Here is a 15,213-nt window from a genome sequence, read left to right as displayed (position 1 = left end):
ACATGAAGGGTTTGGGAAAAGGATTATCGCTTTTTTCGTCTGATGGTCGACGGGTTTCCCATACGAAAAAATACACCGGCTTTATTTGGTCAATAATAATGCTATATGGGCATAGACCATTCCCGGATTTCGACCGGATCGGAAAAACGCATGAGGGTCAACGACCGCTCGGCGGAAAGGAACGCCAGAGTCCTCCCGTCCCGGCTGAATGTATAGTTAAAGGCGGTGGACTCGATCGGAAACGATTGGGAGAACAGCGCCTTGTTATTCCCGACGGCGTAGACCGAAAACTGCAGATGCTGCGCATAGATGAAAACAAGGATGGTTTTCGTATTGTGTTCGAAGAATACGGCCTCGGCGCCGACGAAAGGATCCTCTTGGGATTCTCCCGGGGTAACCGGCACGTACAGGACCGGAGCCGGATTGAGCTTGTCTTCGCGGATTTCAAAAATATTTATACTGGATTTGTTGGGATTGAGCGAGGCGAATATCCCTCCCTCATCCCCCATCCCGACAAGGTTGTCGTGACCTTCGATGCGGATAAACCGCCAAGTCTGAAAATCTTTCGTGACGGCAATGGCCGAAATTAAACTGGTGGACCCCCTGACGGCGCCATGAATCGATAGAAGGTCCCGACCAATTCGATAACTCCGGAAAAGGGGAAAGGGGCTGACCGAGGAAATGGCGGCCCCATCGGAGGCGCGAAATAGGCCGACTAGTCCCCCGCCGCAGTTCATCCCGATCAAGCTTTCCGAGTAATCAAACTGAGCCCTGCAAGCGGGGTCCGGCGACTCAGGCCACCCCGGGCGAAGGGCGACCAGTGAGCCGTCCAGCATGTTGAACACGGCCAGTCGGTGATCGCTCCCGACCGTCGCCACAAGACCGCTTGATGAAAAATCCATCCCACCCGGATATAATTTGGTCGAGACCGATCCGATCTTGGACCACGTTCCAGTCTCCACGAAATCAACACGCCCGCCGGTATCCTGGAGGGCCAAGACCGATCCGTCACCGTTGAGAACCAGCCGACCGGGTGAGACCAAAGAATTGTTCCCCGGCCTCAATTGGTTGTTGTGGATTCCGTCCGGGATAGCCCGGACCTGAATCTCCAGCCCCTCCGGATCTACCGACGATGCGCCCCGTAGAGCGGTATGGATCTCCGCCCGGTTTCCTTTCATAAAGGAGAGGTTCAACGCCGAGGTGGAATACGATGCGATCGGCGCCGCGGAGCTTTCCCCTTCGCGGAACACCATGCTCTGCAAAACGCCTTTTTCCATCCCCGCCATGAGCAGAAACCGCCCGCCGGCGGGAATCTTCCCGATCGAATCCGAATACAGCAGCGCCTCGGCCGGTGATGCGGCCTTCAGACCGTCATTCAGCTCGAGCGTGAGCACAGAGTCCGATTCCATTCCAAGCACTATCGAGTGCGACCGCCAGGGATCCTTGGCCAGAAGCGGGGAGGACGCAGAGATGGCGATACTCAAGCCTGCCGGAGCCGGATCGGAAACTTGGATTTCCCAGATGAGAAATCCGTTCGGGGGAGCGGCCAGCATCCAGCGGGGGGAACTCATCCATCCATAACGGACCAGATCGTCGGGCGCCGGATCCACCGCGATCTCGTTATAGGCCGGGATGGTCAAAGGGTCCAGCCCAGGAGAGCCGACCGGCGCAGGTTCAATATCCTCCGTCATAACATATCCCTCCAGCCCTTCACTTAAAACCAGGGAATAATTCCCCCAAAACCCCAGAATCGTAATCACGGTATCAGGAGCAAGCGTTCCGGATTCGGGGAAAAAAGCCGAGTCCGGCCCGGCGTAAATCTTCGTCAGTGATGCAACCCGGTAAACGCCGGTTTCCACCGGCGTCTTCACCGGCGCCTCGCTCGGAGAGGGAACCGGTGTTGCCGTCGCGGCCGGCGAAGGGGAAGAGCACGAGGTCAGGAGAATAAATACGAGAAGAAACAGGATATGTTTTTTCATGGCGCCCTCCAGGCCTCAGACCGCATCCGCCGGGATCCCCCATATATAAACGTTGTTTTTATCCGTAAGCGCCGCGAAACAATCGCCGGCCGGGCTGAATTGGACGTATTTGATTTTCTCCCCCAAAACCACATAGGTCCGCAATTCGCGGAAGTCGGTCGTGTCGATCACTTTAAGGAGCCCGCCGTAGAGCGTCGCCAGCAATTCGCCCCGCGGGCCGAGCGACACCGCCTCCCCCACGATCCGCTGCACCCGCTCCAGGTTGCCGTCATCGGAAACCCGGTAAATGTTTATATGTCCCTGGGGTTTTAAGGGACTGGGATAGGCAACCACAGCGGCCAGCATCTTTTCGTCAGTGGACAGCCGCAGATCCAGATACCCCTCTTGTGAAACCAGATCCGGCTCCGGCTTGCCGGCCGTGTAGCGACGCAAGCCGTCCGGTCCGGCGGTAAACAGGATGCGATTGGAAAGAAGCGCCAACGGGCGTCGGAATGCCCAATACCCGTATCCGGGCATCTCGCTTGCCCATTGGGTTCTTTCCTGACCGTCGAGGCCCATGAAATTCAGGAGACCGGCTCCGCGTCCATACCCTTCGATCTGCCAGGCCAGGTACTTTCCCGTCGAGTCCACATCGGCCGCTATGATCGGCGACATGGTTTCCGTCTCGGGTATTTTCTCAATCCCCCCCGAGTCCGGATCCAGGATTGCCAGAGAATTTCTTCGGTTGCTGTCTTCCAGAATGACGATCAGGTTTCCATCCGGCAGGAACGCCCAGGGGTTTGTCCCGAAGATCGAGGAGATACGCGAATAAGCGGTGACGCTTTGGTTGATCGATTGCGCCATGTTCCAGCGCGAGAAGGCCGACCATAAGGAATGATAGATATAGGTTCCATCGCGATTGAAGGAAAAATCCCGCGCCCCGCCCGGAGTCCCGGAAAAAAGCGTGTTCTTCCATTCCCCTGATATCGAATCCACGGTTACCGCCAAATGATCGGAAGCCGCGATGAGGATTTGCCCGCCTTGCGGGTCGGAGGCCGCCGAGGTGATCGCGCCGTAGGTCAGGGAGAGAACCCGGAAGTCGCTTTCCCGGCCGCCCGCCAGAATCCCCACTCTCCCATCCATGCCCGCCAAGAGGATCTGTCCTTCACTGCCATGCGGAGTCAGCGAGCGTATCTGTCCCAATCCGGTGTCGAATTGCAGTCCCCTGGTTCCCTCTGCCATGTCCCAGGATTGCAGCCAGCCTTCCTCCGTTCCCGCGTAGAGGATGCCCTCCACCCGCATCAGCCGGGTCGTCCCCTCGCATGCGCAATCGAACTCCCGCTCCACGGATTGGGTCTCCAAATTCCATTTTCGGATGGCCCCTCCATCCGAGGAAGAAAAGAGGTATTTTGAATCAGGTGTGAAGGCCAATCCCCGGATCAAGGGATTATCGTTCTTGAGAACCGTTTTCTTCTGCGGAGAATTATCCTGCCAAAAAATTATCTGGTTGTCCTCGCCGGCCGACGCCAGAAGCTTGCCCGCATCGTCAAAAACCAGCGCCAAGACCGCGCGGGTATGGCCGGTTAGGGCGGTTTCTTTTTGCGGCGCGTTCACCGGGAAGACGTATACATTATGCCCGTCGGCGAATGCCACCTCCCCGCCATCCGGTGAAAAAGCAATGGCTTGCACTCCGTAGGTCACCCTCCGCTCGTAGATGGCGTCCCCCTTCGGATCCTTCAGGAGAAAACTCCCACTGGTTCCGATGGCAACCGTTTTCCCGTCGGCCGCCCAAGCCACCGAAAGCGGCGCCGGCGTCAGCTTGGGTGATAGGGGCAGAATTTTCGCCTGGGATATGTTCTCTGCCGTCAAGACCTTCAATCTGTACTTCGCCGCCTGCTGGGCGGCGAGCGTGGGAGTTTGCGAAGGGTGGATTAATTCATGGGGCGGGATGGTTCCCGTGGCAGTAACGGTGGGGGTCTGGGTTTCGGTGGCAATTGCCCGCGTGGGAGTAGCGGAGGAGGTGGGCACGACGCTCGGATCCCCCTGGCAGCCAGAAATCCAAACCAGGCCCGCCAGGAATAAAATCCATCGGAATCTTTTTTTATCCATTTTCATGGCGCTTCCTTGATGGAAATCAAATATACTTCTCCGGTTTCTGCAGCAATTGCTGAATCTTAATAGATCCCTTATCCCCCCAATTTTGATTCCATGGCAATTATTGGCTTTCCTATCATAGGGTGCCACGCTAATCAATAACAAAGATATGAAAGATCATGCGGTATTTCCGCAAATTATCCATAAAAAACCAGCCTTTCGCCCTCTGAAGTTCAGATTTTAAGCTCGGCGGCAAGGTTTTGCTTGGAAAAATCCTATTTCTGCCAACTTCCATAGCTCGAATACGGCTGTTGATTTTCTTCTCGTCTCGGAGTAAAAACGCAGCATCCGGCTCTTTACAAAAAAAACGATCCGTCTCCCCCTGGGCAAGATCCCCGCAGGAATTTTCAAAGCCCCGCTTTCACAGGTCTGTATCTCCGATATTGGGTTCTCCGATTGTCGATTCTCAAAGGACGATAATCAATCGTTATATCGCCTTTTCGTACATCCGGTGCGTTTTGTAAAAATCGAATCCCAGGCCGCGCAGCTCGCGCTGCATCTTGTCGTTCTCCACGCCCACCTGGACCACGTCGGCGTGTTCAAAGTTCCCCGCCTGCAGGCTCTTGGCCATCTCGTCGAAGAGAATCGCCGTCCCGCCCAAGCCGCGGTATTTATCGACGATCCCTGCGCCGTTGAGGTTGACCCACTTAGTGCGCCTCAATTCCAATAGGAGGTCGATCCACCCGAACGGGAACAAGCGCCCGCGGGTGCGCTGCAGCGCGGCCGAGATGTCTGGATACGCGAAGACGAACCCCACCAACTCGTCTCCCTTGGCGATCAGTTTGATCAGGTGCGGATCGGCGAACCACAAGATCTGGTCCGCCATCGCTTTGGCCTCGTCGTCGGTCAGCGGCGTGTTGCCGGTCGTGCCGGCGAGCGAATCGTTGTACAGCTTCTGCAGGCGCGGGACGACTTTAGCCAGGTCTCGCCGCGAGCGGAATTGTAAAATCCGCAATCCGCGCCGGCGCCGGACGATCTCCGCCATTTTGTGGATGTGCTCGGGCAGTTGCGCGGAACGGTTGAAGTATCCGGAGACGACGTCCGCCGTGCCGCGGAAACCGCTTTCCTCCATCAGCTTCGGATAGTAGGGGAAGTTGTACGGGATCCCAAGCGCAGGCCGGTGCTCGAATCCGCGCACAAGCAGGCCCATGCCGTCCAGCGAGGTGAATCCTTTCGGCCCCCACAAACGGTTCAACCCCCGCGCCCGGGCCCAATCCGCCGCCGCATGAAAGAGCGCTTTGGCGGCGGCGGAATCATCCCGGCATTCAAACAGGTAAAAGAAAGCGGTCCGCTCGCGGTTGTATTCGTTGTAGTGCCGGTTGTCGAGAACCGCGATCCGCCCCACTGCGCGCCGTCCGCCGTCGTCCGCCAGGAAAAACGCCGCGTCGGAATGCCGGTAGAACGGATGCCGCTTGCGGTCGAGCATGGACCGGGCGTCGGCCGCCAGCGGCGGCACCCACTGCGGACAGCCGCGGTAGAGGGAAAAAGGCAGGTCGAGGAACTCCCCGACCTGCCTTTTCACTCCCGGATCCACCCGCACAATTTTCATTTCTTCGATTGTACCGTCTTCTCCTCTTTCGCGGGCGGGGCCGTCGTTTCGCGGACCTGCTGTTGGAGTGCCGTCTCCGCCCTGGCGGCCCCGTACGGATCCTGCAAGGATTGGGAGAAGCGCTTGGTCACCTCGTCGGCGGACTTCTCGAACTCGCACGCGTCCGCCGCGCCCATCCCGGCGCCGGCTTGCTCGGCCGTGGCGATCCGGTGTTTGATGATGAAGAAGAAGCCGTCGGTGAACACCCGCAGAGGCTTGCCGCGCCGCCCGCCGAGCCGCAGATATGTCCTTGAATCCCGTCACAATGGGCGGTCCTCGGCCTCGCCCTTCCGCGCGATGGTCCGGCCTTCCTTGAGTGAAGCGCCCAGCGGCCAGCGGCCAATCTTCCGCGGCGATACCCATGCGCTTTTTGGGAATCCAGCGGACCCCGAGCAGTCAGGGGAGGAAAAGATTCATCCGGAATCCCATCCCGGGAATACGATCTCCCTTGGCGCCACGCGGGAATCCAGCCCGGTTGCGCCGGGTTAAGCGATCGGCTTCTCTGGATTCGGAAAAGGCTGGAGTGTCAACCGATGAGTAACTTGCGTGCATGCACACCCCCTGGTAACCGAGGAACTGTGGGCGCAAAGGGACTCGAACCCCCGACCTCTTCAATGTGAGTGAAGCGCTCTAACCGACTGAGCTATGCGCCCGAATAGCGCGCGTATTATAACAAATTGGAGCAAATCGTGCAGTCTGCCCGCCTTCCCCCTGCGGCGCGGAGCCAAAGAAAGCGCGCCGGTGGAGAAATTGCCCCCCGAGCCCGGGAGGTCCTTCCAGGCTAGGAGAATATCGGACAATACCGCTGCGAATCCCTTCCACCGGCGCCTTGGGAAGGTCGTCCGCAAGGAGGATTTCCAGACTCTCTTTCGGCGTCCGTTAGAAAAACGAGAAGCGCGGCAGCCAATGCAGAAGGCGGGCCCCCAACGCTCCCAGCCACGGGTATACGTAATATGTGGAAAGCGCCACCGCAAAGGAGATCTCGAACGGTTTGTGCAGCGGTTCGTACTCGGCCGCCCGGGTCCGCGCCCGGCGGGCGATCCTCACGATCGCCGGGATCAGCAGGCAGATCAGCAGGACGCCGGTGATGACCAGCACCCAGAAAGGCACGATCATGATCCCGATCAGGGTGATGACGGCCGAGAGAACTCCGATCCCGAGCAGGCTGTACATTAAAACCGCCGTCGGCTGGTACCCGACCAACAGCGCCGTGTGGGTCAAGCCGGCTTCGCGGTCCTTGTGGAAATCCCGCAATTCGTTGAACAACTCGCCGTACATGGAAATCGACACCGTCATGATAAACGGGAACGGCCACCACCAGTAGACTCCGGGGGAAAAAGTGTAAAACGCCGCCAGGAACTGGCACCCGGCGAGCATCATGCCGTGGGAGAGGAAATCCACGATCGGAAAATTTTTCAGCCGGATCCGCTTCCAGGAATACACGTACCCCAGGAACAGGCCGATCCATCCCCACACGGCCGGTCCGACGCCCAACAGCAGGTAGAGGAAACCGGCCAGCAAACCCACCAGAATCGACACCCACCAACCGCTGCGGTGAGAAAGCATCCCCGCGGAAATCGGATTGCGCATTGCCTTTTGAGGGCAAAGCGCGTCGTCCGGCGCGTCCTCTACGTCGTTGATCATGAACATGAACGCCACCGCCATCCAGTTGGCGATCAGCACCGTCACCATCCGGATGCCGAATTCGCCGTTGGAGGAGGCCACCCCGAGCAGGGTGGTGATGAGCACGAACCAAAGAAATTCGCGGTACCGGCTGAGCCGGATGGTGCCGTCGATCCGCCGCTTGATGATCATGGAATTATCCTATCCTTAGGGATCCCTTGGAGACCGTTGTATTGTAAATGAATACCCGTTTTCCGAACAGCGCGGCCGTCCGCCCCCCTTTCCGGCCTCGGCCTCCTTCCCCGGATCGGCATACAACGCGCCTGCAATTTCCGGATCATCCCCCGGGGGACGATTTGCTCAGCGGCACGATGTAACCGCCGCTCTCCCGGACGGAGGCTTGCCGTTTTCGATATCCGGAACTCGGTCCGCCTTATGGCAGGGGGCTCCCGTCCGGCCGGATTCGCCGGACCGCCGCACCCGCGATGCTTTACGCCATCATGGTGTCGAAATATTCCACGCTGACCGCCGGGGCGGTGCGAAAACCGATCCCCAGCAAACGCGTAAGCTCGATCGAAGCTTTCATCGCTTTGGCGTTGTCCGGAAAATCGGCGATGAGGACGACATCCACCTCGCCTAACAGCGCATAGCCCGCCTTCAGTTCGCCGCCGTTTTTACGAATCACCGCGGCAGCTCCGGCGGTGCGCCTGGCGCTGATCTTCTTAAGCGCATCCTGCGAATACTTTCCCATCAAAACGTAAGCGCTCATCTTGGGTCTTCCTTTCCGATTTGAGGGTACGGCGAAAAGACCGCCGCCCGCCTTCCCCGAGGCGCGGCGGCCCTGTAAATCCATACCATTGTACCCGGATCCCAAAAAAGCGGACTCTTCTATTCCGCGCAAACCCGAAAAAATGAGACGCCGCTCAGGCTGTCTATCCCCGAAAAAACCTCAAAAAGCGCTGCCGGTGTTCCTGGATTCCTTCGTCATCCCGGCCCCCGCCCCTGCCAAACGGAGGAGCTTGAAGTCGGGATCCCGTGGTTTTCGATGATTCCATGGATCCCGGCGAAATTCACCCTCGGCGATGAATACACCGAGGGCGGGGGACAGTTTGACGATTGCTGGCTGAGCACATCCAAAAAAAGACCGCTTCATCCGCCACGGACCGCACGAACGGGGCTCCCCATGGCAAATCCTGCCAATTTCAGGGCTTTGTCATGGGCTACCCTTCAGGTCTGCCCGCGGCTTGGGATTGCCGCCGCCCCGTCCGCCTACTGCACCTCCACCGGACAATTGAAAACGCGCCTGGCAATCTTTACCTTGGGCGGACCGATCACGGTAAACCCGCCGGTCAGACGGATATCCTCGGAAGAACCGCCGATCATCACCTCGATCTTTCCCGCCTCGGCCACGAGGTCCAGCGCTTCATCGTAGAAGGCCAGCAGGTCGACGGGCAGATGGAAGATGACGGTCCGGGTTTCGCCGGGTGCGAGGGAGATCCGGCGGAAGCCTTTCAACTCCTTCACCGGCCGCGGAGTGGAAGCCAGCGGATCGCAGACGTACAACTGCACGACCTCGTCCCCGGCGGTTTTTCCGGCATTGGCGACCTTCACGCGGATGTCGACGACGCTTCCGGCCCGCGCTTCGGCGGGGGTCACCGACAATCCGGCGTATTCGAACGTCGTGTAGCTTAACCCGTGTCCGAAAGGATACAGCGGGGTGTTCGGGGAATCCATGTAGTATTCGTAGAAAAAGGAGCGGTTGCCCGAGGGCTTGTGGTTATAGCTCATCGGCACCTGGCCGGCCGAACGCGCCACCGTCACCGGCAGTTTTCCTCCGGGGTTGACCGACCCGAACAGCGCGTCGGCCACCGCCGCGGCTCCCTCCTCCCCGGGCAGCCAGGCCTCCAAGATGGCTGAGGCGTTTTCCTGCAGCCAAGGGATCGAAGCCGGGCGGCCGTTGATCAGCACGGCGACGATCGGTTTCCCGGCCGCCGCAACGGCCCGGACCAGCTCGTCCTGCACGCCCGGCAAACCCAGCCGGGTGCGGTCGCGGGTCTCCCCGCAGGTGCAATCCCAAGTCAACCCGGATTTGTCGCCCAACACGAGGATCACCACGTCCGCTTTTTTCGCCGCGGCCGCCGCCTCGGCAATTCCGGTGCGGTCATCCCCGACCACCGGACAGCCCCAGGCGTGCAGGATCAGGGCCTCCGTCCCGGCCCGTTCGCGGATCCCCTCCAGGATGGAGGGAACCTTCACCGAATGCCGGTCCAGGAAATCCTGGTCCACCCCCTGCATCAGCTTGAACGCGGCCACGGGCGAATGCGTCATCAACTCCACGTCCGCGGCGTAGGAATAATCCCCCAACATATTGCGCGGGGAATCGGCGTTGGGACCGATGACGGCGATCGTCCGCGGATTCTTCAGCGGCAGGGTGCCGTCGTTTTTAAGGAGGACCAGCGTTTGCGCGGCGGCCTCGCGGGCCAGCGCGCGCTGATCCGCCGTTTCGAAGCTCTCCGCCGCGCGTCCTTCGTCCACAAAGGAATTCTCGAACAAGCCGAGTTCGAATTTCGCCTGCAGTATCCGCCGGACGGAGGCGTCGATTTCCTCGATCGACACAAGGCCCTCGTCGAGGGCGGCCCGCAGGGGCTCGCCGTAGCAGACGCGCGTCGGCAATTCCGCGTCGATCCCCGCCCGCAGGGCCTTTACTGCGGCTTCGCGTTCGTCGGCCGCCACGCGGTGGTAGGTCTTCAGCATGGTGATGGCGTCGTAATCCGAAACCACCGTCCCCTCGAAGCCGAGCTCGCCGCGCAGCAGATCGGTCAGGATCGGCCGCGAAGCCGCCACCACCTCTCCGTCGAGTTCGATGTAGGCGTTCATCACCGAGCGGATCCCCGCCTCCGCCACCGCGGCCTGGAAGGGCATCAGGTTCACCTCGCGCATCGTCCGCGGCCCCAGGCGGACCGGTGCGCAATTCAACCCCCCGTCGGACAAGCTGTGCCCGATGAAGTGCTTGCCGGTCGCCAGGATGCCCTGCGCGGGGTCGTCCCCCTGCACCCCGCGGATGTAGGCCACGCCCATCCGCGTGACGAGCAATGGATCCTCGCCGAAGGTCTCCTCGATCCGACCCCAGCGCGGATCGGCGCCGATATCCAATCCGGGCGCGAGTCCCTGCCGGGCGCCGACCGAGAGCATCTGGCGCCGGATCTCCCGGGCCACCCGTTCCACCAGCTCCGGGTTCCACGAGCCGGCCAGGCCGATCATCTGCGGGAAGATCGTTCCGCCCAGCCCCATGTAGCCGAAACAGCATTCTTCGTGCAAAAGGGCGGGGATCCGAAGGCGCGTATGCTCCTTCAGGAAGCGCTGAACGCGGTTTCCAGCCCGGGCCACCTCGACCGGCGGCAGCGTACTCGAACCGCCGACCCGCGAGATCTGACCGATGCCGTCCCCGAGCAGCGTCCGCATCCGGTCGTCCGACAGCGAATTCCCGTCAAGCAGATCGTGGAACCAATACGCGGTCAGCTGGGAGAGTTTCTCCTCGACGGTCATCCGGCTGAGCAGATCGCTCAGCCGGATTGAGACCGCACGGGTGGCATCCAAGTATTTGGGGTTCGATTCAATTTGATTCAAGAAACCACTCTCGTTTCCGTTTCATAGGGTCGCCCGGCGTGCGGGGAAAGCCGCTAGCGCACGCCGAGCAGGAGCTCGATCGTCAATTGGTCAAGCCTCTCGTACTTCATTCCGCGTTTGCCGAGCGCCGCGCGGTCGAAAGCCTGGCGCTTCAATCCTTCGGCCTTGGCGGCGGCGTACTTGCCGAAATACGCCGCCATCGTGCCGTCGTCGGCGTTGATCTCCTCCAGGAGCGCCTGGATCTCCTTGTCGGCGTTCCAGCGGGCGCCCTTCTCCTTGAGGATCAGGTAGGTTCGCATGCAGCCGCGGGCGAAATCTTTGACTCCTTCGTAGTCCTCGGTTCGGTAGGCGTGGGCGTCGAAGTGCCGGCTGCCGCCGTAGCGGACGTCTTCCAGGAACTTGACCAGGAAGAAGGCCGCTTTCGGGTCGCGCGACCCGAAGCGGAAATCCTGGTCGTAGCGCCCCGGATATTGGTCGTTGAGGTCGATGTGGAAGAGTTTGCCGGCTTCCCAGGCCTGGGCCACGCCGTGCAGGAAGTTCAGCCCCGCCATGTGCTCGTGGGCCACTTCGGGGTTGACCCCGACCATCTCGGGGTGGTCGAGGGTGGCGATGAAGCCCAGCATGTGGCCTGTGGTGGCGTTGTAGATGTCGCCGCGCGGTTCGTTCGGCTTGGCTTCCAGCGCGAACTTCATCCCGTACTTCTTCTCCAGGACGTATTCGCACAGGAAATTCATGGCTTCGCGGTTGCGCTTGATCGCGGCGGCGGGGTCTTTGGTGGCGTCGCTTTCCACTCCCTCGCGTCCGCCCCAGAAGACGTAGACTTTGGCGCCCAGCTCGGCCCCGAGGTCGATCGAGGCCATCGTCTTCTGCAGGGCGTAGGCGCGCACCTTCGGATCGTTGGCGGTGAAGGCGCCGTCCTTGAAGGCCGGATCGGCGAACAGGTTGGTGGTGGCCATCGGCACGGCCAAGCCGGTTTGCTTCAGCGCGTCCTTGAACTCGGCGACGATTTTGTCGCGTTCGGCGGCGCCGGCGTCGATCGGAACAAGGTCGTTGTCGTGCAGATTGACCCCGTAGGCGCCGACTTCGGCCAGCAGGTTCACCAGTTCGACGGGCGTTTTTTTCTCCCGGGTCGGTTCCCCAAACGGATCGCGGCCTGTGCTGCCCACCGTCCAAAGGCCGAAGGTGAATTTATGCTCGGGCTTGGGTGAATACTCCGACATCGCAGCCTCCTTTGGGCCGTAGGTTCCCCCGGCCGCCTTTCGGCGGCCGGGGATGTGTTTTGGGAACCGATGGACGCGGGCCCGTCCGCCGCGCTCCGCGGCGGGGTCTAGCGGTTCTTCTTGAAGTACACGTCGGCGTACACGGCGATGATGAGAACCGCGCCTTTGACGACGTATTGCCACGCCGACGGGACGTTGAGGATCTGCAACCCGTTGGTCAGGCTGGCCATGATCAACGCGCCGACCATCGCCCCGAAGATCGTGCCCACGCCGCCGAGGGTTGAGGTGCCGCCGAGGATGCAGGCCGCGATCGCGTCGAGCTCGTAGCCTCCGCCCGCGGCGATCGTCCCGTAGCCGATGTAGGACGCCATCACCACGCCCGAGACGCCGCACAGCAATCCCATCAGGACGAACACGGAGAAGATGTTGCGTTTGATGTTGATTCCCGACAGCCGGGAGGCTTCCATGTTTCCGCCGATCGCGTAGGCGTGCCGGCCGAACTTGGTGTTGCCCGACATATAGGCCACGATCACCGCGCACAGGGCCAGGATGATGACCGGGATGGGCAATCCGCAGCTTTTATCGTGGATAATGGGAAGGGTCGACCCGCAGGCTTCCGGATTGTCGCTGCTGTGATTGACGACGAAAATGTATCCCAGCATCAAGACCGCAAAGAAGCCGGTCTTCAGCAGGTCCATCCACAGCGGAGAAAGCGAGAATCCGTATTTCGATTTCTGCTGGCGGCCCAAGAACATCGTAATAAAGAGAATCACCACGACGATCGCCCCGACGACCCAGGAAACATCCGTGCGCACGTACCCCTGTCCGATCAATTCGAAATAATCCTGGTTGGCCGCAATCGTCCTTCCCTCGGTTTGGATCAGGATCAGCCCGTTCAGCGCCCACATGCTTCCCAGGGTTACGATAAAGGCCGGCACGTTCAGGTAGGCGATGATCCAACCCTGCAGGACTCCGTAAAGGGTCCCGACCCCGATTCCGACCAAAGAGGATAAGATGGCGGCAAATAGCGGCGGCAGGCCGTCCGGCGGGAAGAGCGCGATCCACGTCCGCAGTTGAAAGGTGGCCACCACCACCGAGACGTATCCGGCCAGCTTGCCCACCGAAAGATCGATGTTGCCGGTGACGATCACCAGCACCATGCCGACCGATAGGATCGCGGTGATGGTCATCTGGCGGAAGAGGTTGGAGAAGTTCCGCGCCGAAAGGTAGATCCCGTTGGTCAAGGCCGCGAAGAGCAGCCAGATGACGATCATCGCGATCACCAGGGCGTAGGTCTGCAGGTTTCCCCGCACCGCGCGCGAGATCGCATTCATGGGGGTGCTTTTTTGAGGAGTGGAAACGGCGCTCATCGTTTAGGCCTTTCTGGGGTAAGGTGGGTCGCTGTGCCGGTGGCCAGCGCCATGATCTTTTCCTGGGTGGCGTCGGCGATGTCGAGCGTGCCGACCGAATGGTCCTCGTGCATGACCATCACCCGGTCGCTCATCCCGAGCACTTCCACCAAGTCGCTCGAGATCATGATGATGCTGATGCCTTGTTCGGCCAGCTCGTTCATGATTTTGTAAATCTCGAATTTGGTGCCGACGTCGATCCCGCGGGTCGGGTCGTCCATGATCAGCACCTTCGGCCGCGACATCAGCCACTTGGAAATGACGACCTTCTGCTGGTTCCCGCCCGAAAGCGATTCCGCCTTGGCGTGCAGGTTGGAGGCTTTGATCGCCAGGCTTTTGGCGAAATCCATGCTTTCCCGGAGTTCGGCGGAGTCGTTGATGCGGAAGAATGCCGCAAACCGGTCCAGATTGGCCAGGGAGATGTTGCGCAGGATGGATTGAATGAGAACCAAGCCGTGGCGTTTGCGGTCCTCGGGCACCAGGCTGATTCCGAACCGCATGGCCTGACGCGAACTCTTGGGGCGGATCTCCTTGCCCTCCAATTTAATCAAGCCTCGATGGATGACTCCGTATTCCCCGAACAGCGTCATCACCAGTTCGGTCCGGCCGGATCCCATCAACCCGGCGATGCCGAGGATCTCGCCTTTGCGCAGGTTGAAGCTGACGCCCTTGAGGATTTCAAAGTTCCGGTCGTTGGGGTCCAGGGCGTGCAGTTCCTCCACCTCGAGGATGACCTTGCCCGGTTTGCGGTGCCCCTTGGGGAACCGCTCCTTCATCTCCCGTCCCACCATGTGCCGGACGAGATCTTCCACTTTCAATTTTTTGGTGGATTCGGTGACGACGTTTTTCCCGTCCCGCAGCACCGTCACCCGGTCGGTGATCTTGAAAAATTCCTCCAGTTTATGGCTGATGTAAATGCAGGTCACCCCGTGCTTCTTGAGGCCCCGCAGAATATCCATCAACTGTTCGATTTCAGCTTCGGTCAGCGCGCTGGTCGGCTCGTCCAAAATCAGGATCTTGGCGTTTTCCGCCAACGCCTTGGCGATTTCGGTCATCTGCATCTTCCCGACGCCCAGGTGCTTCACTTGCGCGCGGGATTCCACGCCGAGGTTGTATTTTTCCAGCAGACGGTCGGCGTTGGAGTAGAGCTTGTGCCAGTTGATCACCCCGAATTCCACCGGCTCCTTGCCCAGGTAGATGTTCTCGCCCACGGTAATGGTGGGGACGAGCGTCAATTCCTGGTATACGATTGCGATCCCCTGCTCCGCGGCCTTGCGGATCGCACGGTCCTCCAGTTTCAATTCCTGGCCGTTGTACATCACCTGCCCTTCGTACGTCCCGTGGGGATATACGCCGGACAGAATCTTCATCAAGGTGGACTTTCCGGCGCCGTTTTCCCCGCAGATCCCGTGGATCTCCCCGCGCCGAATGGAAAACGACACCTCGGAAAGCGCCGTGATTCCCGGAAACTTTTTGGTTACGTTTCGAAACTCAAGAATGACGTCGTCGCTCATGCCGCACTCCGTCGCCCCGGTATCGCAGGGCGGGCTTCCTTGCGGATAGGATGACCCTTCCTTAAGGAGGCCCGCCCCACTGTCTGCAGAACCGATTGACTCAAACCGGGCGCGCGCGAA

General features: G+C 60.1%; 10 protein-coding genes and 1 tRNA gene. All 11 read right to left on the bottom strand.

The window, feature by feature from the left end; genetic code table 11:
- Positions 1–101 precede the first annotated feature (101 nt).
- The 11 genes from JW929_11035 to JW929_10985 all read right to left on the bottom strand — a co-directional run bounded on the left by JW929_11035 (position 102) and on the right by JW929_10985 (position 15,093).
- A complete protein-coding gene (locus JW929_11035) occupies positions 102–1,979 on the bottom strand; it encodes a hypothetical protein (GenBank protein MBN1439933.1) in 1,878 nt (625 codons plus the stop codon).
- 15 nt (positions 1,980–1,994) lie between these two features.
- Positions 1,995–4,067, bottom strand: coding sequence for a WD40 repeat domain-containing protein (locus JW929_11030; GenBank protein MBN1439932.1), 2,073 nt, complete (start codon positions 4,065–4,067; stop codon positions 1,995–1,997).
- 472 nt (positions 4,068–4,539) lie between these two features.
- The gene (locus JW929_11025; GenBank protein ID MBN1439931.1) at positions 4,540–5,634 is read right to left on the bottom strand and encodes a hypothetical protein; all 1,095 of its coding nucleotides are present in this window, start codon (positions 5,632–5,634) and stop codon (positions 4,540–4,542) included.
- Between the two features lie 23 nt (positions 5,635–5,657).
- The gene (locus JW929_11020) at positions 5,658–5,906 is read right to left on the bottom strand and encodes a hypothetical protein (protein ID MBN1439930.1); all 249 of its coding nucleotides are present in this window, start codon (positions 5,904–5,906) and stop codon (positions 5,658–5,660) included.
- Between the two features lie 373 nt (positions 5,907–6,279).
- A tRNA-Val gene (locus JW929_11015) sits at positions 6,280–6,353 on the bottom strand.
- A 226-nt stretch (positions 6,354–6,579) separates the two neighbouring features.
- Positions 6,580–7,515 carry a UbiA family prenyltransferase gene (locus tag JW929_11010; protein MBN1439929.1) on the bottom strand — a complete coding sequence of 312 codons (936 nt, stop codon included), beginning with the start codon at positions 7,513–7,515 and terminating at the stop codon, positions 6,580–6,582.
- A gap of 298 nt (positions 7,516–7,813) precedes the next feature.
- Positions 7,814–8,092, bottom strand: coding sequence for a GYD domain-containing protein (locus JW929_11005; protein MBN1439928.1), 279 nt, complete (start codon positions 8,090–8,092; stop codon positions 7,814–7,816).
- 500 nt (positions 8,093–8,592) lie between these two features.
- Entirely contained in the window at positions 8,593–10,950 is a 2,358-nt protein-coding gene (locus tag JW929_11000) for a glycoside hydrolase family 3 C-terminal domain-containing protein (GenBank protein MBN1439927.1), read from the bottom strand.
- Positions 10,951–11,003: 53 nt separating this feature from the next.
- The gene (locus JW929_10995) at positions 11,004–12,170 is read right to left on the bottom strand and encodes a xylose isomerase (protein ID MBN1439926.1); all 1,167 of its coding nucleotides are present in this window, start codon (positions 12,168–12,170) and stop codon (positions 11,004–11,006) included.
- A gap of 107 nt (positions 12,171–12,277) precedes the next feature.
- Entirely contained in the window at positions 12,278–13,540 is a 1,263-nt protein-coding gene (locus tag JW929_10990; GenBank protein MBN1439925.1) for a sugar ABC transporter permease, read from the bottom strand.
- Positions 13,537–15,093, bottom strand: a complete 1,557-nt coding sequence (locus tag JW929_10985) for an ATP-binding cassette domain-containing protein (GenBank protein MBN1439924.1) — start codon at positions 15,091–15,093, stop codon at positions 13,537–13,539. The genes JW929_10990 and JW929_10985 overlap by 4 nt, the downstream gene beginning before the upstream one ends.
- Positions 15,094–15,213: the final 120 nt, after the last annotated feature.

This window comes from Anaerolineales bacterium, assembly GCA_016928575.1.
Lineage (GTDB): Bacteria > Chloroflexota > Anaerolineae > Anaerolineales > RBG-16-64-43 > JAFGKK01.
Note: the sequence above shows the minus strand (reverse complement) of the source record. Positions and strands in the feature narration are given on the sequence as shown.

What these genes read in the sequence shown, in the direction of transcription:
- JW929_11035 (MBN1439933.1), bottom strand. Translation starts at nt 1,979, where the DNA reads ATGAAAAAACATATCCTGTTTCTTCTCGTATTTATTCTCCTGACCTCG.
- JW929_11030 (MBN1439932.1), bottom strand. Translation starts at nt 4,067, where the DNA reads ATGGATAAAAAAAGATTCCGATGGATTTTATTCCTGGCGGGCCTGGTT.
- JW929_11010 (MBN1439929.1), bottom strand. Translation starts at nt 7,515, where the DNA reads ATGATCATCAAGCGGCGGATCGACGGCACCATCCGGCTCAGCCGGTAC.
- JW929_11005 (MBN1439928.1), bottom strand. Translation starts at nt 8,092, where the DNA reads ATGAGCGCTTACGTTTTGATGGGAAAGTATTCGCAGGATGCGCTTAAG.
- JW929_10995 (MBN1439926.1), bottom strand. Translation starts at nt 12,170, where the DNA reads ATGTCGGAGTATTCACCCAAGCCCGAGCATAAATTCACCTTCGGCCTT.
- JW929_10990 (MBN1439925.1), bottom strand. Translation starts at nt 13,540, where the DNA reads ATGAGCGCCGTTTCCACTCCTCAAAAAAGCACCCCCATGAATGCGATC.
- JW929_10985 (MBN1439924.1), bottom strand. Translation starts at nt 15,093, where the DNA reads ATGAGCGACGACGTCATTCTTGAGTTTCGAAACGTAACCAAAAAGTTT.